This is a genomic window from Bradyrhizobium sp. AUGA SZCCT0222, assembly GCF_018130205.1.
In the GTDB taxonomy this organism is placed as follows: domain Bacteria; phylum Pseudomonadota; class Alphaproteobacteria; order Rhizobiales; family Xanthobacteraceae; genus Bradyrhizobium.
The window spans coordinates 56,645-75,553 of record NZ_JAFCLX010000001.1; the positions used below are offsets into that span (position 1 = coordinate 56,645).

Here is an 18,909-nt window from a genome sequence, read left to right on the forward strand (position 1 = left end):
TCCATGGGCATGCGCTTGTGCGACGCAACATTTTGACTCGCGTCTATGTAAATGATATTTACATTAGGAGATCGATTTAGCGTTTTCGCCGCGCGTGATGCCGTCGAACCGGCGGCAGCCGGATGGAACCTTGGGGAGCGTCCGTCATGAGCTTCGCGCCGCTGCTGGATGCCGCCCCCGCGATCCCGCTTCATGCCTTTGCGGCGATGGCGGCCTTTGCGCTTGGCGTGGTGCAGTTCGCGGCCCCGAAGGGAACGCTGCCGCACCGGACGCTTGGCTGGATCTGGGTTGGCCTGATGGCCGTGGTCGCGATCTCCTCGTTCTGGATCCACGAGATCAGGCTGCTGGGTCCCTGGAGCCCGATCCATCTGCTGTCGATCTTCACGCCGATCATGCTGGTGCTCGGCGTGTGGTACGCGCGCCGGCACAAGGTCCGCGGCCACAAGATCACGATGATCTCGATCTTTGCCGGCGCGCTGGTTGTTGCGGGGCTGTTCACCTTCGTTCCCGGGCGGATTATGCACGCGGTGGTTTTCGGCCAATAGGCGACGCTGAGAACACCGGTTTTGACGAGTTGGATTTGGCCGCGGAGACGGCCGTATCGGGGGCCCGGAAATGGCTGGCGCGATGACTTGCCGGAAGGGCGCCGCGGGTCCTGTAAGTCCATGAAAAAACGAAGGGAAAAACAGCTGGCCGGGAGCGCCTTGGGGTGGTTAAAAGCACCCCGATACGCTATATGATTCCCAGCCTAGAACTGACCGGATTCCCCCTTTGTCTGATAACGATGAGAACAAGCCCGGCGAGCCGCCGGCGCCTTCCGATATTCGTCCCGTTTCCATTCTGGACGAGATGAAGCGCTCCTATCTGGATTACGCCATGAGCGTGATCGTGGCGCGTGCGCTGCCGGATGCCCGCGACGGCCTGAAGCCGGTGCATCGCCGCATTCTGTACTCGATGTACGAACAGGGGCACACGCCGGACAAGAAATACGTCAAATCCGCGCGCGTCGTCGGTGACGTGATCGGTAAATATCATCCGCACGGCGACCAGTCGATTTACGACGCGATGGTCCGGATGGCGCAGGAATTCTCCATGCGCGTGCCGCTGATCGACGGGCAGGGGAACTTCGGCTCCGTCGACGGCGATCCCCCGGCAGCCTACCGGTATACCGAAGCGCGCCTGACGAAATCGGCGCTCGCCGTGCTCGGCGATATCGACAAGGACACCGTCGATTTCCAGGCCAATTACGACAATTCGGAGAGAGAGCCGTCGGTTCTGCCGGCCAAGTTCCCGAACCTCCTGGTCAACGGTGCCGGCGGCATCGCCGTCGGCATGGCGACCAACATCCCCCCGCACAATCTCGGCGAAGTCATCGACGCCTGCACGGCGCTGATCGACAACCCCGCGCTCGGGATCGACGACCTCATCAACATCGTACCCGGCCCCGATTTTCCGACCGGCGGCATCATCCTCGGCCGCCAGGGTATCCGTTCGGCCTATCACCTCGGCCGCGGCTCGATCGTGATGCGCGGCAAGGTCGCGATCGACACCATCCGCAAGGACCGCGAAGCGATCATCATCACCGAAATTCCCTACCAGGTGAACAAGGCCACCATGGTGGAGCGCATCGCCGAACTGGTGCGCGAGAAGAAGATCGAGGGCGTCTCGGACCTGCGCGATGAATCGTCCCGCGAGGGCCTGCGCGTTGTCGTCGAACTGAAACGCGAAGCGGTGCCGGATGTCGTTCTGAACCAGCTCTATCGTTTCACGCCGCTGCAATCGAATTTCCCGGCCAACATGCTGGCGCTGGATTCCGGCCGCCCGCTGACCATGAACCTGAAGGACCTGCTGACGCTGTTCATCGCGTTCCGCGAGCAGGTCATCACGCGCCGGACCAAGTTCCTGCTCAACAAGGCCCGCGACCGCGCCCACATCCTGGTCGGTCTCGCCATTGCCGTCGCCAATATCGATGAGATCATTCGCGTGATCCGCGCCTCGCCGGATCCCACCACCGCCCGCGACAGCCTGATGGCGCGGGACTGGCCGGCGCGGGATGTCGAGGCGATGATCACGCTGATCGACGATCCCCGGCACCGGATGACCGCCGAAGGTACCGCGCGGCTGTCGTTCGAGCAGGCCAAAGCCATTCTCGACCTCCGCCTGCAGCGTCTGACTGCGCTGGGCCGCGAGGAGATTTCCGAGGAGCTCGACAAGCTCGCGGTGGAGATCGCCGACTATCTCGAGATTCTGCGCTCGCGTGCGCGGGTGCAGGCCATCGTCAAGGCCGAGCTCGCCGAGGTGAAGGCCGATTTCGCCACCCCGCGCAAGACCGTCATCATGGAGCAGGAAGACGAGGTCGAGGACGAGGACCTGATCCAGCGCGAAGACATGGTGGTCACGGTCTCGCATGCCGGCTACGTCAAGCGCGTGCCGCTGTCGGCCTACCGGGCGCAGCGCCGTGGCGGCAAGGGCCGCGCCGGCATGCAGACCCGCGACGAGGATTTTGTCTCCAGGCTGTTCGTGGCCTCGACCCATACGCCGGTGCTGTTCTTCTCCTCGCGCGGCCAGGTCTACAAGGAAAAGGTCTGGCGGCTGCCGATGGCGGCGCCGAACGCGCGCGGCAAGGCGCTGATCAACATCCTGCCCCTGGAGCAGGGTGAACGCATCACCACCATCATGCCGCTGCCGGAGGATGAATCCTCCTGGGGCAATCTCGACGTGATGTTCGCCACCACCGGCGGCAACGTCCGCCGCAACAAGCTGTCCGACTTCGTCGATGTCCGCCGTTCCGGCATCATCGCCATGAAGCTCGACGAGGGCGAGGCGATCGTCGACGTGCAGATCTGCACCGAGCGCGACGACGTGCTGCTGACCGCCGCCGGCGGCCAGTGCATCCGCTTCCCCGTCACCGATGTGCGCGTCTTTACCGGCCGCACCTCGATGGGCGTGCGCGGCATTGCGCTTGCCGAAAACGACAGACTGATCTCGCTGTCGATCCTGCGCCATGTCGAGACCACCTCGGACGAGCGGTCGGCGTACCAGAAGATGCGCCGCGCGGTGGCCGGCGAGACCGGCGCCGAAGAGCCCGCCGATGTCGAGGCCGAAGAGACGTCAGGTACGCTTCAGCTCTCCCAGGAGCGCTATGCCGAAATGTCGGCGCAGGAACAGGTGGTGCTGACCGTGTCCGTCAACGGCTACGGCAAGCGTACCTCGTCCTACGAATACCGGACCACGGGCCGTGGCGGCAAAGGCATCGTCGCGATGTCGGTCAACAACCGCAACGGCAAGCTGGTGGCCTCGTTCCCGGTCGAGGACAGCGACCAGATCATGCTGGTGACCGACAAGGGCCAGTTGATCCGCTGTCCGGTCGAGGGCATCCGCATCGCCGGCCGTTCGACACAAGGCGTGATCGTGTTCGACACCGCCGAGGACGAGCACGTGGTCTCCGTCGAGCATATCGGCGACGACGGCGAGAATGGCGAGAACGGCAATGGCGGTTAGCGCCTTGTCAAAGGCGCTGTCTCATTTCAGCGGAGCCAAATTCGGTTTGATGCGAGCTTGACGGAAGCCAGATTGGTGGGCGCTCGTTAATCGTGTCGGGCGCGCCACGCGCCGCTATTTCTTCGTTGCGGCATCCGCCGGAGCGCCCGGGACAGCGCGCGGCATCGATCGCGAACCAGGGTGCATGGTGATCGTGTGGCTGGACACGTAGGTGGCCCACGTGCTGCCGCTCAATAGCGATAGGCCGCTGGCGGCGTTCTTCGACGGCTTCATGACGCGACGGAGATGAATGCGACGTGCAATTTGATTGGGACCGGACGCCTGCAACCGGACCGAGCCTGCGTATGTCCGTTGTTCGGGGACGACCGGAAGTGACCGGCACGCGGCCAACCGACGCGACTGACCCTTAGCTGACATCGAGCCTACTCAGTCACAGGCCGGTTGGGGCGATTTGTCGCTCAACCGTGCGGTAGCAAAGTGCTAGGCTAAACCCAACGCCAGCGTGTTCTTCGGGAAGGCATGCGACGGCGCTAGTTCATCACATTGATTGGCGGTGCATTGGCAATTTGGCCGCTGGCAGCGCGGGTGCAGTAGCCGGCGGGTGAAGATTACCGCATCGGGTACTTGGGTTGTGTCGGTTTCTCTGACGCACTCCTAATGCTGCCAGATCCGAGAAGGTCGGAACATCGAATGGCATTGGGAAGTCTGCATTGAAGATTGGGCTGCCGACGATGTTTGGCTTGAGAGATGACCTCGCGGTTCACCTTTCCAGGCGGGGTCCTGCGAGACATGGGAGCTGAGTTTTCGGGAGCGAAGAGGAGGATTTCATGGCTGGACGTGATTGGCGCATCGAAGCTAAGTACGTTGAATACTGCAGTTGCGATCTTGGCTGTCCATGCGAGTCGATGGCCGATCCGACATACGGGATGTGCACCGGCTTAGTAGCCTTCAAGATCGACAAGGGCCACTGCGAGAAACTCAGTCTCGACGGTCTCGCGGTGGTGGCCACTTTTTACTTTCCCAGAGCCATCCACCACGGCCACGGCGTCTTGCAGCCGATCATCGACGAGCGTGCCAACGACGCGCAGCGGGACGCGTTGTTCTATGTCCTGTCCGGCGAGGACCAAAAGGCCGGGACGATGTTCCAAATTTTTTCAACCATTATCGAGACCATCAAGGACCCGCAGTTCTCGAAAATCACTTTTGAATGGGACTTGGCAAAGCGCACCGCACGCATTGAGGTGCCGGGCTTTGTCAGGGCCAACAGCGAGCCGATCCGCAATCCGGTGACCGACGAGGAACACCGCATGCTGACGGTGCTGCCCAACGGCTGGGTGTTCCATGAAGCCGAAAGCGCCGCCGGATTCGCCAAGGGGATCGGCGCGATCAAGTTCGATCTTAACCGCCGGCACAGTTCGCTTGCTAATGTCGCTTGGGATCCGAACGGACTCGTCCACTCCTACGACGAATACAAGCAGAAATTCGGACGGCCATAGACGACCTCACTGGCGATGCAGCTGCTGCCGTCGATGCTCGAAAAGGTACTGCACCGCGACCGGGTGATCGTGGGGGTGGGGTTGCTCTCGGTCATCGCGCTGTCGTGGTTTTGGGTTGCGCTCGGCGGCGGCATGGACATGAGCGCGGTCGAGGTAACGCGCATGCCTCGAGACATGGTGATGACGCCGGCGATCTGGACGGCAGGCTATGCTGCGCTGATGTTGTGGATGTGGTTTGTGATGATGGTAGCAATGATGCTGCCGAGCGCCACGCCGATGCTGCTAATTTTCGCGCGCGTCAGCCAGCGTGAACGAGCGGCTGAACGGCCGTGGGTGTCGACCGGCATCTTTGCCTCAGGGTATCTCGCAGCTTGGGCCTGCTTCAGTGCGGGGGCCGTCGCGATGCAGTGGGGGCTGGAAGAAAGCGGACTGCTGTCGGCAATGATGGTTACCACCACGGCCTGGCTCGGCGCCGCGATCCTGATCGCCGCCGGGCTTTGGCAGTTTTCGCCGATCAAGCATGCCTGCTTGCGCCAGTGCCGTTCGCCCGTCAGCTTCCTAGCCGCCCACTGGCGTGTCGGACGCGGTGGTGCATTCCGCATGGGCCTGACACACGGTGCCTATTGCCTAGGATGCTGCTCGTTCCTAATGGCGCTGCTGTTTTTTGGCGGTGTTATGAATCTTTGGTGGGTCGGGGGGCTCGCAGCGCTCGTCCTGCTCGAAAAGACTTTGCCGATCGGCCACTGGCTGGCCTACGCCGTCGGGGGCGCGCTGGTCGTTTGGGGCGTATGCCTGGTGGCGAGCGCCAGCAAGCACGTGTTTGACCTTCTTTGATTCCGAGTGCTCTCGCATGAGCACTCCATCTAGTCGCGTTGCGGGCCCGCAAAATGCCATTTGAGGCAATTTGGGCTCGCTGTCTCGCGTCCGCATTCGCCCATCTTGGACGTGACGTCGAGGCGCACGCGGCGGCGGCGAGTGTGCTTGAACACGATCCCAATTTAACAATAACCACGTACATCGCTCGCCGCGGACGATCAAACGCGAAGCTGTTTATCGAGGGCCTTCGGAAAGCGGGGTTGCCCGAGTAGCTCTGTTGCTTGTTCCGGCAGAGACCACACGAAGCGCGTTGTCGGTTTATCGGATAACCGAGTCAGCGCTGTTTCGGTGCTCGAAGCGCGTATAGCCTTTGATAGATCATCGGCTCGGGTATCCAATCAAGCAAGGTGTGTCCAAGTGGCAGCTTGATCAGGCTGGCGATAATTCGAGAAGAAGGCGGATGCCAGTAAACGGACAGGTTATGAAGTTTAAGGGGAGCGAACCCCAGAGCCGTGAACTCGTACATCAATCGCTTATGACCGAAGTGTCTTCTGTAGTCGACGATTGGGCCCGAAAGCAAAAGTATCTTGCCAGAGTGCTCTCTGGCGACCTTCTGCAAGAACGCTTCCCGCTCCGGCAGGGACAGATAGTAGACGCATTCGAGGGCTGCGATGACGTCGTACCCCTCGAATGAGGCTTGCAAGAAATCAACGCTTTCAAATCTGGCGTTTGGCAGGCTTAGCGATTTGGCGCGGGCAATTGCTACATCGCTGATGTCGATGCCAACCACCGATCGTGCTTTGTCAAAGATCGCTTGCGTCAAGTGGCCTTCGCCGCAGCCGAGCTCAAGAACGGATTTGTCCCGGATGAATGGCTTCAGGCATCGGCGCAACACCTTGTCCCTGAATTGGGCGTGGGAAATATGCCAGGGGTCAGGGGTCGCGTAATAGAGATTGAAATCTGCAGCCGTTCGCATGGCTGGTTTCCGCTTGGTTGAAAGACAAGCAATATTCCCAGTCGCCAAGAACGAAATGTCTGTGGCGCGTTGGCGAGATGCTTAAAACCTTGCCTGTGGCGGCAACGCCTATTGCATGCTCACCCTTTCGCGCCATCGCGCTTCGAAAGTATCAAAGTCCTTCAGTGCCCAGGCTTGGGCGTCCAATGGATTGCCGGACTTCTCTGTGGCCGCGGTTGTAACTTTTGCGGCGGAAACGGGTTGCGGGGATGCCTCCTTGGGCCATTCCAGCAACGCTTTCGACAGCATGGGCTTGCCTTCGTACCAGCACTTTCGTCCATCGATCAGACGATAGGACCACCAGCGCCCGTGCGTATTTGACGGCGTCGCGGCGCTGCATTGTTGTTTGGCCTGCGCGTTTGGCATCCCAACTGGCAGGAGCGTAGCAATCCAAACGGCCAGGGCGATTGGTGGGAGTTTCCTCATTTGCGCGCCTGTTGCTGCAAGCGGCTTACTGCGACCACCAAATCGGGGCGGCCCAGAACTTCCACCAAGCTGTCGAGGATCGTTTCATTGTTCTGCGGCCAGGGCCGAAGGTAATCTTCCAGTATGCGTTGTGCTTCGCTAATTGCCTGAACTGTCAATTGTTGATCGGTCATGTCTTCTTACCCATCAAACAAAACGCGCCCCGCCAAAAAGCGGAGCGGAAAATCAAGACGCTTTTGGGAAATATCCCCGTTATTCTGCCTTATTCGATCAATTTTTGTTTCAATGTGGAACCTCGGCGCTCAACCTCGGCGGCCTCGACCGGCGGATGACTACGTGAAGGCGATCGCACTGAAGTCGATTGAGACCAGCAGCATGTCCGTGACGGGTCTGCGATCGGGACCGCGAGCGTAAGCGCGCCGCATGCTCGGAAGGCGAATACCGCCGGCTTCGATATGCGCAGACGTGAGTTGCGCGGCCGGAAAACCGCCCGCGATGTTCACGCTGTAATCATGACGGCGCAGCATCATGTCCTCGCCGAAGAAGAAGTCCTGCACCATGCAGTGGGTTTCCATCCAACCGGGGAAGCGGGCGCGCAGCACGCGCCAGGTTCGGCCCCCTCGCGCCAGGGCTCGGTCTCTTCGACACGGACCCCGTCCATGGCCAGCAGGAATGGTGTCGTTAGATATGTCCACACGGCTTCGCCGTTGAAGTAGGCACGGTGCAGCGGATCCCAGGGGGTGTGCATCTGGTGGCCCGCGAAAGAATCCCGTGGCGCGTATCGCTCGGCGACCAGCGTACCGTCGAGCTTCTCGATGGCGATCCGATCCGGCGTGAACACGGTCCGCTGATCGGGAGCCCCGAACGGCGTGACGGAGGAGCGCTCCTCATGCAGCCACACGGTCATGCGCCGCGGATTGCTATCCTGCAACAGGCCTTTGAGGGGAAAGAGGCCGCCGCCTGTGACCATGGTGGCCTCGACCTTATTGTATCTTTGCCAGCGCTCCAGACCGCCGTGCGCATCGAGAACTTTCGCAAGCAGCTCGTTCATGGCTTTCGTCTCCAATCCTCAAGAGAAATCGGTCAGGATCAGGTCGAAGTTCGGTCTGGTTAGGCGGTCGGCGTTGGTAGCGCCGATATATGTGGGCGCGCTGGTGACGAGGGCGGCGTGCCCGGGGTAGCGGTGCTCGTGGACATACCCCTTCGTGGCTCTAAGCTATGCCCTCCGAACTTGCCGCGATATGGCAGATTAAGAGCTATCCTTGCGAATGGTGGAAGCGGATTCGATGGAATGCCTGGTGACGCTGCGGCATTCCAGAGCCTGGTTCCACCGCACCAAATTTTCGCCAAACGTCGCCGCTAACTCGACCGCCGGCTGGTGGTCGATCAAGGTGGAACTCAGTCATGTCGGCATATCCGAGCGTCACGATCGATGTCGAACCGCGTCACCCAAACGTCGCGGAAAGCCGTGTAGAGGGTGCGGGCAGATCCGATCTCGGCAACGGCCTCGTTGCCGCACTTTACGCTACGCTCGTCATTCCCGTGATGACTGGATGGTTGTACTTGCTCGGTCTTTCGTTTTGGAAGGTCATGATCTGGATGATTGCCTGATCATGCAGGGTTCTCTGTCCAGCCCCCTCAAGCCCAGTGCGTGGAGCACATGAGATGCTGGACGTCCTCGTTATTCTGCTTTTGCTCGGGGCAGCCTACGCTGCTGGATATTATACGCGTGACCGCATGTCCCGGAAACGGCGTGAGAGCGCTCGCAGATGGAAGAACTACGTGGAAGCGGGACGGCCGATGCCGGCTAATACGAACCGGGCTCCCGCCGAACAGGCGCATGGCGATCTCGCGCAAATGCTGAGCCGCTGGGATGACAGGGCCCGAGCACGTCGATCGCAGCAATGATCCTTCCCTAAAATGGATGCTGATCGCTTCCTGAAACGCCGAAGTCCTCGGGGGGCATCCCGAGGACTTCAAATCAGAGCAATCTGACGGCTAATTGGAAAGGTCGGCGCCCTTATGGGGTGCGGTCGGCGGTAACCAGGCGCGCTTCCCGGATCAACGACTTGGAACCGGCGGCGCGGAGGCAGGAAGCCTCGAAATTCGGCCAAGCCTGCTGCGAGCAATCCTTGCCGACGGTGCGGATGTCGAGGCGGTCACCCTTGGCAAGCGCCTGCGGCACGCTGGCTTCAACCGAGGGGGCAAAGCCGGGCAAAATGGTCAGTGCGGTGGCGATCAGCGCGGCAAAGGTGATTGCGGAAAGTGCCTTGATCATGACGGTCCCCTGTCATGGGCCGTTCGGCCCGTCGTTTCGTTGGATGGATGTGTACCTAGGCGGCGTTTCCGGGTGTCTTCGCCAAGCCCAAAAATGGTTTCGTCCGGGCCGAGTTTTGTTTCGTCGCCCCGACGGGACGAAACATTGGCGGCTCCTTAAGCAGACGCGCCGACCCCAAAAGTGGTTCATTGGCCGATTTCAAATAAATAGCGCCCATTGTGGGGAACCGGAGCGTTTTCGAGTGAAGCCGGCCCCGGGCTTGATCCGGGGTGGGTACCGGTTCGCGTGAAGAAAACGCGTCAAAACAAGAGGCTGGCCCGCTTGCCGGGCCGCCCGCGGCGGGTTAGGAGGGTTCTATGCCCCGTATTGCGCTCTATCCCGGCTCTTTTGACCCCGTTACCAACGGCCATCTGGACGTGGTCCAGCACGCTGTGACCCTGTGCGACCGCCTGATCGTCGCCGTTGCCGTCCATCCCGGCAAAAAGTCATCGCTGTTTTCGACCGAAGAACGCCTGGAAATGCTCGAGGACGTATGCGCGCCCATCGCGAAGAGCGCCGGTTGCGCCTTTGAGGCCTCCACCTACGACAATCTGACGGTCACGGCGGCCCGGGCCGCCGGCGCCACCATCATGATCAGGGGCCTGCGCGACGGCACCGATCTGGACTACGAGATGCAGCTTGCCGGCATGAACCAGGCCATGGCGCCTGAGGTGCATACGGTGTTCGTCCCGGCGTCCCCCGCGGTCCGCCCGATCACCGCCACACTGGTGCGCCAAATCGCGGGCATGGGCGGCGACTTTTCCGCGTTCGTGCCGCCCTCGATCGCAGCCAAACTCAAGGCCAAATTCGCCAGCTAGCGCGCCTCGCGTGCTCCCGACGCCTTACTCTCTCGATCCCGGAGTTTTCATGATCCGCATTCTCGCTTTTGTCGCCGCGCTGATTTGCGCGGCTCCCGCGATCGCCCAGCCGCTGCCGGCCAATCTCGACAAGGCCAATGCGGTCGTAATCGACACGACGAAAGGCCGCATCGTGATCAAGCTGCGGGCCGACCTCGCGCCCCAGCATGCCGAGCGCATCAAGCAGCTGGCGCGCGAGGGCTATTACAACAACGTGCCGTTCCATCGCGTGATGGACGGCTTCATGGCGCAGACCGGCGACGGCCAGAACTTCAACGGCACCGGTGGCTCGAAATATCCGAACCTGAAGCAGGAGTTCTCCAAGGTGCCGTTCACCCGCGGCATCGTCGGCATGGCGCGGCGCGGCGACAGCGTCGATACCGCGAACTCGCAGTTCTTCATCATGTTCGCGGAAGGCTCGAGCCTGAACAACCAGTACACCGTGATCGGCGAGGTCGTGTCCGGCATGGATGTGGTCGACAAGCTGAAAAAGGCGCCGCCGGGATCGTCCGGTGGACAGGTCACCGACCCTGACAAGATGGTGAAGGTACAAGTCGCATCCGATATCAAGTGAGCCATGACAACGTCGCGCAGCAAGCCGCTCCTCGGGTTTGCCGCGCTGCTGTTGTACCTGGTATCGACGGTGCAGGCCTCGGCACAACCGCTGCAACTCGACACACTCAAGGACATCTTTGTGCGGCTGCAGTCGTGCTGGAAGCCGCCGCCGCTGTCGCAAGCCAACCCGATCGACATCACCGTGGTCGTCAGCTTCAACCGCGCGGGCGCCATTATCGGTCAGCCCAGGATTACCTATGAATCGGAACACGCCAGCGATAACGACCGGCTCAAATACCGCATCGCGGTGATGGAAACATTGCAACGCTGTACGCCGTTGCCATTTACCGAGGGACTCGGCGGTGCCGTTGCCGGCCGGCCGCTCGCGATCCCTTTTCGAACCCGCAAACGTCCACCCAAACCTGATGAGAGAAGAGCATGGCAGCCACAGAAAATACTTTGATCCTCGAGACCACGCAGGGTCCCGTCACCATCGAGATGCGCCCGGATCTGGCGCCGGGCCATGTCGCCCGCATCAAGGAACTGGTGCGCGAAGGGTTTTACGACGGCATCGTGTTCCATCGCGTGATCGACGGCTTCATGGCGCAGACCGGTTGCCCGCAAGGCACCGGCACCGGCGGTTCCGGCAAGAAGCTGAAGGCCGAATTCAACAAGGAGCCGCATGTGCGCGGCACCACCTCGATGGCGCGCGCCGCAAGCCCGGATTCCGGCGACAGCCAGTTCTTCATCTGCTTCGACGACGCGTCCTTCCTCAACGGCCAGTACACGGTCTGGGGCAAGGTCACTGACGGTATGGAGAATGTCGACAAGATCAAGCGCGGCGAGCCGGTGCAGAACCCGGACAAGATCGTCAAGGCGCATATGGCTGAAGACGCGGGCTGATAGCCGCCGTCATTCCGGGGCATGCGAAGCATGAACCCGGAATCTCGAGATTCCGGATTGCCGCGTTTCACGCGGCATCCGGAATGACGCCCCTGGGTTACGCTGGAGCGCATTGCGCCATGCGCACCGATCTGTTCGACTTCGAACTGCCCCCCGCCAACATCGCGCTGCGACCGGCGAGCCCGCGCGATTCAGCGCGGATGCTGGTGGTGCAGCCGGACGGCGTGTTGCACGACCGGGCCGTGGCCGAACTGCCGGACTGGCTGCAGCCAGGCGACCAGCTCGTCGTGAACGATACCAAGGTCATTTCGGCTCAGCTCAATGGACGCCGCATTGGCCGCGAGACCGAACCGAAGATCGAAGCGACCTTGATCAAGCGGCTCGACGGCTCGCGCTGGCGGGCGCTGGTCAAGCCGGCCAAGAAGCTGGCGCCGGGCGACGTGGTGCGCTTCGGCAATGAAGGCAAGGTCTGCCTGCTCGGCCATCTCGATGCCGAGGTCGAGGCCAAAGGCGAGGAGGGCGAGATCACGCTGTCGTTCTCGTTTCATGGACCAACGCTCGACCAGGCCATCGCCGACCTCGGCACGCCGCCATTGCCGCCCTACATCGCCTCCAAGCGCACGCCTGACGATCGCGATGCCGCCGATTACCAGACCATGTTCGCGGCCAATGAGGGGGCGGTCGCGGCGCCCACCGCAGGGCTGCATTTCACGCCGGCGCTGGAGGCCGCGTTGCGCGAGCACGGCGTCGGACTGCACCGGATAACGCTGCATGTCGGGGCAGGGACCTTCCTGCCGGTCAAGGTCGAGGAAACGTCAGAACACCGGATGCATGCCGAATGGGGCTCGATCTCGGCCGAGACCGCCGCCGCCTTGAACACGGCCCGTGCCAAAGGTGGCCGCATCGTCGCGGTCGGGACCACATCGTTGCGGCTGTTGGAAAGCGCGGCCGCCGAGGACGGCACCATCCAGCCGTTTGGCGCGGAGACCGCGATCTTCATCACGCCGGGCTATCGCTTTCGCGCGGTCGATATTTTGCTGACCAACTTCCATTTGCCGCGCTCGACACTGTTCATGCTGGTGTCGGCGTTCAGCGGCTTGGAGACGATGAAGCAGGCCTATGCGCACGCGATCGCCAGCGGCTATCGGTTCTATTCCTATGGCGATGCGTGTTTATTGTTCCGCGCGCGGAAGTGAGTGACTGACGCGCCTGCTAGTTTCGTTCGACGGCGCGTTCGAGCTTCTTGCTCAAGAACCAGGACAGGCCGAGGAACACGACCAGCAGCGCGAAGGCCACGCCGGAGGAAGCATCGCTCATCATTTTCTCCGAGACCTGACCAAAAGCGTAGCCGGCCGAGACGACCGTGCAGGACCACAGGCCCGCCGCGACGAAATTGAACGCCAGGAAAGTGGACCAGGGCAGTTGCGATATTCCATACGCAAAGCCGGCGACGCCACGAATGCCGTGCGGAAAACGATGAAACAGGATCATCCAGGCATAGTGACGGTCGGCCAGCCGGGCTGCGATCTGGACGGCACGTTCCAGCCTCGGAAAGGATCCGAGCCAGCGTGTGCCATAACGCCGCCCGATCCAGAACCGGATGACATCACCGGTGAAGGTGCCGAGCCAGCAAACCGTGATCAGCGTGCCGAAATTCAGTGCGCCTGCATGCGCGGCGTAGCCTGCGAACAACGTTAGCAGCAGGCTGTGCGAGGCCGCATAAGCGAACATGAGGCTGTAGGCCGCATCGCCGTGCTGGCGGATGAGATCGAGAAACGACGCTAGATCGGTCGGAAACAGCAAATCAGCCCCGCTTTGACGACTATCCCCCGGTGACACGTCCTGTCGCCCGGGGGACCAGTTGGAACGCTACTACGCTGCGGGAGCATTTGAAAGCAAAAGGCAGGCTGGGTTTATGGGCATATTCGCGCAGGGCGCAGGGTGGCCAGAACGCAGCGAACCTACCAACACATGTACGCTGTTGCGTGCCTAGGGGCGCAGGAAACGCGCTACAACGGCGGTCTGTCGGTCCTTCATATGTCGATCAACGCGGCTCGCTCGGCTTGTCCCGCTCCCGACCTTCGGCGGCTTGAGCGGCGCATTCATCCATGCCGTGGCACTTGCTCTTGTAATAATAGTACCACGATCCGGCTATGGCGCAGATCAAGACCAGCCCGAGGAGATAGACCCAGCTTCGCTTCGGCATCGTCAGCCTTCAAGTTCGGTAGCGATCGCGAACTTAACCAACGATTCGCCGTGAAGCCAGCAGGCGCTGCGCGCCCCTCATCGATGTCAGGAATTTCTCATTTCCGGCGACGCAAAGGGCGCTTCGGCTCGACGGCACGCGATCGGTCAAATCCAGGGTTCTTGCAAATGCTCCTGTTGCAGCGCGCGTTGAACCGCAGGTCTTGCCAGAATGCGATTCATGTACGGAGCGACATGGGGCCAGCTTGCTCCCGGACGCGGCATTCCACGTGACCATCGACACAGGGTAAGCGCACCAGCGTCAACTGCCGAGTAAGTATCACCCAACAACCACGGGCCACCGTGAGATTCGAGCGCACCGTCGAGCAAATCGAACAAGCCATACACCTTCTGTTCAGCACACGCTCGCAACTCGGGAAACATGGCTGGATCGTTGGCCCATTTATGGGGATGCAAATACATCGACAATGCAGGCTGTAACGTACTCGAGGACCACATCAGCCACTTATAAAAGTGCGCGCGTTCGCCAGTCCCCATAGCCGGAGCCAGCTCACAACCCGGATAGGTATCGACCAAATGCAGGCAGATGGCTGCGGATTCGTACAAGACCAGGTCATCCTGCACGAGGACCGGGACTAGACCGTTTGGATTCAGTCGGAGATGATCGGGTCCCTTGTGCGCGCCGCCGCTCAGATTGACAAAAATGAGCTGATACGGAGCCCCAATTTCTTCCAGCAATATATGCGAAAAGAGGCTGATGAATCCGGGATAGTAGTAAAGCCGTATCATCAGCGATCTCCTCGCGAGCAAAAGCGAGCATGCTTCGTCGCATGAAAATGATGCGCGAAGCGTGGAGTTGGTTAGCGACGTCTAACCTACTCCACGCGTTCACCTCACGCCATCGCGCGCTGCGGCAGCAATTCCGCAATCTGGACGGCGTTCAGCGCGGCGCCCTTCAACAGCTGGTCTGCCGAGACGAACATCGCGATCGAGTGGCCTGTGGGATCGCTGAGATCCTTGCGGATGCGGCCGACCAGCACGTCGTCCTGGCCTGAAGCGTCGATCGGCATCGGGAAGTAATTCTTCGCCCGATCATCGACGATTCTGACACCCGGCGCCTTCGACAGGATCGCGCGCACCTCGTCTTCCGAGATCGGGCGCTCGCATTCGAAGGTGATGGCCTCGCAATGCGCGCGCAGCACCGGCACCCGCACGCAGGTGACGCCGATCGCGATCTTCTCGTCCTCGAAGATCTTGCGGGTCTCCTTGATGACCTTGGTCTCTTCGTCGTTGTAGCCGGTGTCCGGATCGATCGCGGTGTTGTGGCTGAACACGTTGAAGGCGTAGGGGAGCGGGATCACCTTCGGCGTAAACGGCCGCCCCTCGAGGTTGGCGCGGGTCGATTCCCTGAGTTCCTCCATCGCCGCCGCACCGGCGCCGCTGGCGGCCTGATAGGTCGAGATGATCATGCGCTTGATGCAGTTTTGCCTGTGGATCGGCCACAGCGGCACCAGCGCCGTGATCGCCGAGCAGTTGGGGTTGGCGATGATGCCCTTGTGGTCGCGGATGCGGCCCGCGTTGATCTCGGGAATGACCAGCGGCACGTCCGGGTCCATCCGGAAGGCCGACGAGTTGTCGACCACGACCGCGCCCGACTTCACCGCGATCGGCGCATACTTCTTCGAAATGCTGCCGCCGGCCGAGAACAGGGCGATGTCGACGCCGTGGAAGGAGTGCGGGGTGAGCTCTTCGATCACCACCTGCTCGCCGCGGAAGTTGACGGTCTGGCCGGCCGAGCGTGCGCTCGCCAGCGCCTTCAGCTTGCCGACGCGGAAACTGCGCTTGTCCATGGTGGCGATGAATTCGGCCCCGACGGCGCCGGTCACGCCGACAATGGCCACTACTGGATCGTTGCTCACGTTCGTCTTCCTTTGGTTTGAGTAGGCTGCAGGCAATAAAAAAGCCCCGGTCCTTTTCAGGCGGGGCTTCGGTTCAGATGATGCGATCGTCAGGTTACGCGCGCACGGCTCCCGAGCCCCCCAAGGGTGCTTTGGTTTTCGCGGTACGTTTGGTGGTCGCGTTCATGGGGCGGACTTATGCGGGAGACTTGTGCCGCCGTCAACGGGTTTTGGAGGGAAAAAGAGGCTGAATGGCCTGTTGAACAGGGCGCATCTGTTACGCCATAAGCTCACCCATGGACGTTCCCAATCATTTCGAGCTGCTCACCACCTGCGGCCAGGCCCGGCTCGGCCGGCTCGCCACCCCGCACGGCATCGTGCGGACGCCGGCCTTCATGCCGGTCGGCACCGCGGGCGCGATGAAGGGCATGCACTGGCGCGAGGTGCGCGATGCCGGCGCCGATATCGTGCTCGGCAATACCTATCATCTGATGCTGCGGCCGGGGGCCGAGCGGATCGCAGCCCTTGGCGGCTTGCAGAAATTCACGGGCTGGCAGGGGCCGATGCTGACCGATTCCGGCGGCTTCCAGGTGATGTCGCTTTCAGAGCTGCGCAAGGTGACAGAGCACGCCGTGACCTTTCGCTCGCATATCGACGGCGCCAAGGTCGAACTGTCGCCGGAACGATCGATCGAGGTGCAGCGGCTGCTCGGCTCGGATATCGCCATGCAGATGGACGAATGCGTGCGGCTGCCGGCCGAACGCGCCGACATCGAACGCGCGATGCAGCTCTCGTTGCGCTGGGCCGAGCGCTCAAAACGCGCTTTCGAGAGTGCGCCTCCCGGCTACATGCTGTTCGGCATCGTGCAGGGCGGCGACGTGCCCGAACTGCGCCATGCGAGCGCTCGCGGGCTGGTCGAGATCGGGTTCCACGGTTATGCGATCGGCGGCCTTGCGGTCGGCGAACCCCAGGCGGTGATGCTTGCCATGATCGAGGAGACCGCGCCGCGGCTGCCGCAGGATCGGCCGCGCTATCTGATGGGCGTCGGCACGCCCGAGGATCTGCTGGAGGCGGTAGCGCGCGGCATCGACATGTTCGACTGCGTGATGCCGACCCGCAACGGCCGGCACGGCATGGCATTTACCCGCTTCGGCCAGATCAATCTGCGCAATGCCCGTCACGCCGACGATCCGAGGCCGCTGGACGAGGAGAGCACGTGGCCGGCGACGCGCGAATACTCGCGTGCCTACCTGCATCATCTGGTGCGATCAGGAGAGACGCTGGGCGCGATGCTGCTGTCGGAAATCAATATCGCGTACTATCAGAGTCTGATGCAGGGCATGCGGGACGCGATCGGCAACGGCAGCTTTGAAGCGTTCAAAAAACAAACGCGCGCCGAATGGGCGCGCGGTGACATTGCTCCGAGGTAAATGGTTTTTTTAGTTTGACGCGTTTTCCTTACGTGAACCGGTGCCCACTTCGCTCGAAAACGCTATGCCTAGTTACAGGCGAACCTCCGGATCGAATGCTTGGTCACGAAGCCGTAACCGCAGGTATCGCAGGTCCAGAGATAACCGATGACGTTGTCATACATGTAGGCGGAAGCTTCCGCGGCCACCATGGAGTCCGCACATACCGGGCAGGTCGGTAAATCACAGCCACGCGGGTCGGGCCTAGATGCGACGGACAGGACTTCAGCAACTGCTGGCATCGTGACCTCCTGGCGATCTGAACGGAAGCTCAACTCACGACGAAAGTATAAACCGATTTATTTGACGTTGTCGCAACACAAATGCGTTGGAACGACGTTATCGGCGAACTTTCGATTTTGCGATGCAGCGAATTTTGACTCTGACGTTTCGGACTTGCGCATCAGCTCGGCCACCTCCTAAGTAAGAGAGCCCCGAATTCCGGGCATATTATCACTATAGGAGCGTTGTGATGGAGGCATCGTCAGCCACGGGTGCAGTGCACCGTCCCGGACGGGGCAGGGTGTTCGACAGCATCGTCGATGCCGTCGGCGACACGCCGATCGTCCGCTTGCGCAAACTGCCGCAAGCCCACGGTGTCAGCGCTACCATTTTAGCTAAACTGGAATATTTCAACCCGGCGGCAAGCGTCAAAGACCGCATCGGCGCGGCGATGGTGATCGCGATGGAGAAGGCCGGCGTGATCAACGCCGACACCGTGCTGATCGAGCCGACCTCGGGCAATACCGGCATTGCGCTGGCCTTCGTCGCGGCCTCACGCGGCTACCGGTTGAAACTCGTAATGCCGGAATCGATGTCGATCGAGCGGCGCAAGATGCTGGCCTTCCTCGGCGCCGAGATCGTGCTGACGCCGGCGGCGCAGGGCATGAAAGGCTCGATCGCGACCGCCGAAGAGCTGGTGCGCACGACGCCGAACGCCGTGATGCCACAGCAGTTCAAGAACCTCGCCAATCCCGAAATTCACCGCCGCACCACCGCGGAGGAAATCTGGAACGACACCGGCGGCAATATCGATTTCTTTGTCGCTGGCGTCGGCACCGGCGGCACCATCACCGGCGTCGGCCAGGTGCTGAAGCCGCGCAAGCCTTCGCTGCGGGTGATCGCCGTCGAGCCCGAGGAAAGCCCGGTGCTGTCGGGCGGACAGCATACGCCGCACAAGATCCAGGGCATCGGCGCCGGCTTCATTCCGGACATTCTGGATCGTTCCGTGATCGACGAGATCGTCAAGATCAACTCGGCGACCGCGATCGAGATGTCGCGCGCGCTGGCCCGCAACGAAGGCATTCCGGGCGGCATCTCCTCGGGCGCGGCGATCGCCGCGGCGCTTGAGATCGGCAAGCGGCCGGAGGCCGCCGGCAAGACCATCCTCGCCATTGTGCCGTCATTCTCCGAACGTTATCTGTCGACCGTTTTGTTTGAAGGAATTTAGC

General features: G+C 61.5%; 23 protein-coding genes. 12 read left to right on the forward strand and 11 right to left on the reverse strand.

Features of this window, described 5'->3' with window-relative positions:
* Positions 1 to 146: 146 nt before the first annotated feature.
* From JQ629_RS00285 to JQ629_RS00300, 4 genes are all read left to right on the forward strand, one after another.
* Entirely contained in the window at positions 147 to 545 is a 399-nt protein-coding gene (locus JQ629_RS00285) for a DUF2306 domain-containing protein (RefSeq protein ID WP_212390573.1), read from the forward strand.
* Positions 546 to 771: 226 nt separating this feature from the next.
* Complete coding sequence (gyrA, locus tag JQ629_RS00290; protein WP_212410346.1) at positions 772 to 3,501, forward strand: DNA gyrase subunit A; 2,730 nt, start codon at positions 772 to 774, stop codon at positions 3,499 to 3,501.
* An 827-nt stretch (positions 3,502 to 4,328) separates the two neighbouring features.
* Positions 4,329 to 4,997, forward strand: coding sequence for a DUF1326 domain-containing protein (locus tag JQ629_RS00295; protein ID WP_212410348.1), 669 nt, complete (start codon positions 4,329 to 4,331; stop codon positions 4,995 to 4,997).
* Positions 4,998 to 5,012: 15 nt separating this feature from the next.
* The gene (locus JQ629_RS00300; RefSeq protein ID WP_249134731.1) at positions 5,013 to 5,831 is read left to right on the forward strand and encodes a DUF2182 domain-containing protein; all 819 of its coding nucleotides are present in this window, start codon (positions 5,013 to 5,015) and stop codon (positions 5,829 to 5,831) included.
* A 316-nt stretch (positions 5,832 to 6,147) separates the two neighbouring features.
* On the opposite strand, the gene JQ629_RS00305 is transcribed toward JQ629_RS00300, so the two are convergent.
* From JQ629_RS00305 to JQ629_RS00320, 5 genes are all read right to left on the reverse strand, one after another.
* Positions 6,148 to 6,789 carry a class I SAM-dependent methyltransferase gene (locus JQ629_RS00305; RefSeq protein WP_212410350.1) on the reverse strand — a complete coding sequence of 214 codons (642 nt, stop codon included), beginning with the start codon at positions 6,787 to 6,789 and terminating at the stop codon, positions 6,148 to 6,150.
* A gap of 108 nt (positions 6,790 to 6,897) precedes the next feature.
* A complete protein-coding gene (locus tag JQ629_RS00310) occupies positions 6,898 to 7,254 on the reverse strand; it encodes a hypothetical protein (RefSeq protein ID WP_249134732.1) in 357 nt (118 codons plus the stop codon).
* Positions 7,251 to 7,427 (reverse strand): hypothetical protein, encoded by a 177-nt coding sequence (locus JQ629_RS00315; RefSeq protein ID WP_211996742.1) that lies wholly within the window; start codon positions 7,425 to 7,427, stop codon positions 7,251 to 7,253. The genes JQ629_RS00310 and JQ629_RS00315 overlap by 4 nt, the downstream gene beginning before the upstream one ends.
* A 159-nt stretch (positions 7,428 to 7,586) precedes the next feature.
* The gene (locus JQ629_RS36910) at positions 7,587 to 7,814 is read right to left on the reverse strand and encodes a hypothetical protein (protein ID WP_249134733.1); all 228 of its coding nucleotides are present in this window, start codon (positions 7,812 to 7,814) and stop codon (positions 7,587 to 7,589) included.
* The gene (locus JQ629_RS00320; RefSeq protein ID WP_249134734.1) at positions 7,781 to 8,305 is read right to left on the reverse strand and encodes a hypothetical protein; all 525 of its coding nucleotides are present in this window, start codon (positions 8,303 to 8,305) and stop codon (positions 7,781 to 7,783) included. Before JQ629_RS00320 ends, JQ629_RS36910 begins: the two co-directional genes overlap by 34 nt.
* A gap of 353 nt (positions 8,306 to 8,658) precedes the next feature.
* Between JQ629_RS00320 and JQ629_RS00325 the strand changes: the two genes are divergently transcribed.
* Entirely contained in the window at positions 8,659 to 8,865 is a 207-nt protein-coding gene (locus JQ629_RS00325; RefSeq protein ID WP_212410352.1) for a hypothetical protein, read from the forward strand.
* Positions 8,866 to 9,274: 409 nt separating this feature from the next.
* On the opposite strand, the gene JQ629_RS00330 is transcribed toward JQ629_RS00325, so the two are convergent.
* Complete coding sequence (locus JQ629_RS00330) at positions 9,275 to 9,532, reverse strand: hypothetical protein (protein WP_212262800.1); 258 nt, start codon at positions 9,530 to 9,532, stop codon at positions 9,275 to 9,277.
* Positions 9,533 to 9,888: 356 nt separating this feature from the next.
* Between JQ629_RS00330 and coaD the strand changes: the two genes are divergently transcribed.
* From coaD to queA, 5 genes are all read left to right on the forward strand, one after another.
* On the forward strand, positions 9,889 to 10,389 hold the full coding sequence (gene coaD, locus JQ629_RS00335; RefSeq protein WP_212410354.1) for a pantetheine-phosphate adenylyltransferase: 501 nt from the start codon (positions 9,889 to 9,891) through the stop codon (positions 10,387 to 10,389).
* A 49-nt stretch (positions 10,390 to 10,438) separates the two neighbouring features.
* The gene (locus tag JQ629_RS00340; protein WP_212410356.1) at positions 10,439 to 11,002 is read left to right on the forward strand and encodes a peptidylprolyl isomerase; all 564 of its coding nucleotides are present in this window, start codon (positions 10,439 to 10,441) and stop codon (positions 11,000 to 11,002) included.
* A 3-nt stretch (positions 11,003 to 11,005) separates the two neighbouring features.
* Entirely contained in the window at positions 11,006 to 11,446 is a 441-nt protein-coding gene (locus JQ629_RS00345) for a UCP034077 family protein (RefSeq protein WP_212410358.1), read from the forward strand.
* Positions 11,422 to 11,886 carry a peptidylprolyl isomerase gene (locus JQ629_RS00350; protein WP_212410360.1) on the forward strand — a complete coding sequence of 155 codons (465 nt, stop codon included), beginning with the start codon at positions 11,422 to 11,424 and terminating at the stop codon, positions 11,884 to 11,886. The genes JQ629_RS00345 and JQ629_RS00350 overlap by 25 nt, the downstream gene beginning before the upstream one ends.
* A 119-nt stretch (positions 11,887 to 12,005) precedes the next feature.
* Complete coding sequence (gene queA / locus JQ629_RS00355) at positions 12,006 to 13,082, forward strand: tRNA preQ1(34) S-adenosylmethionine ribosyltransferase-isomerase QueA (RefSeq protein WP_212410362.1); 1,077 nt, start codon at positions 12,006 to 12,008, stop codon at positions 13,080 to 13,082.
* 16 nt (positions 13,083 to 13,098) lie between these two features.
* Here queA and JQ629_RS00360 read toward each other — a convergent pair whose 3' ends face one another.
* The 4 genes from JQ629_RS00360 to JQ629_RS00375 all read right to left on the reverse strand — a co-directional run bounded on the left by JQ629_RS00360 (position 13,099) and on the right by JQ629_RS00375 (position 16,010).
* The gene (locus tag JQ629_RS00360; RefSeq protein WP_212410365.1) at positions 13,099 to 13,689 is read right to left on the reverse strand and encodes a DedA family protein; all 591 of its coding nucleotides are present in this window, start codon (positions 13,687 to 13,689) and stop codon (positions 13,099 to 13,101) included.
* Positions 13,690 to 13,930: 241 nt separating this feature from the next.
* Entirely contained in the window at positions 13,931 to 14,092 is a 162-nt protein-coding gene (locus JQ629_RS00365) for a hypothetical protein (RefSeq protein WP_212410367.1), read from the reverse strand.
* A 146-nt stretch (positions 14,093 to 14,238) separates the two neighbouring features.
* On the reverse strand, positions 14,239 to 14,880 hold the full coding sequence (locus JQ629_RS00370) for a glutathione S-transferase family protein (protein WP_212410370.1): 642 nt from the start codon (positions 14,878 to 14,880) through the stop codon (positions 14,239 to 14,241).
* Between the two features lie 104 nt (positions 14,881 to 14,984).
* Entirely contained in the window at positions 14,985 to 16,010 is a 1,026-nt protein-coding gene (locus tag JQ629_RS00375; RefSeq protein ID WP_212410372.1) for an aspartate-semialdehyde dehydrogenase, read from the reverse strand.
* Positions 16,011 to 16,285: 275 nt separating this feature from the next.
* Between JQ629_RS00375 and tgt the strand changes: the two genes are divergently transcribed.
* Positions 16,286 to 17,419 (forward strand): tRNA guanosine(34) transglycosylase Tgt, encoded by a 1,134-nt coding sequence (gene tgt, locus JQ629_RS00380; protein ID WP_212410374.1) that lies wholly within the window; start codon positions 16,286 to 16,288, stop codon positions 17,417 to 17,419.
* Positions 17,420 to 17,487: 68 nt separating this feature from the next.
* Here the strand turns inward: tgt and JQ629_RS00385 are convergent, their stop codons facing one another.
* Positions 17,488 to 17,700, reverse strand: coding sequence for a hypothetical protein (locus JQ629_RS00385; RefSeq protein ID WP_192736088.1), 213 nt, complete (start codon positions 17,698 to 17,700; stop codon positions 17,488 to 17,490).
* A gap of 230 nt (positions 17,701 to 17,930) precedes the next feature.
* Here JQ629_RS00385 and cysK point away from each other — a divergent pair, with 230 nt between their 5' ends.
* Positions 17,931 to 18,908, forward strand: coding sequence for a cysteine synthase A (gene cysK / locus JQ629_RS00390; protein ID WP_192736087.1), 978 nt, complete (start codon positions 17,931 to 17,933; stop codon positions 18,906 to 18,908).
* Position 18,909: the final 1 nt, after the last annotated feature.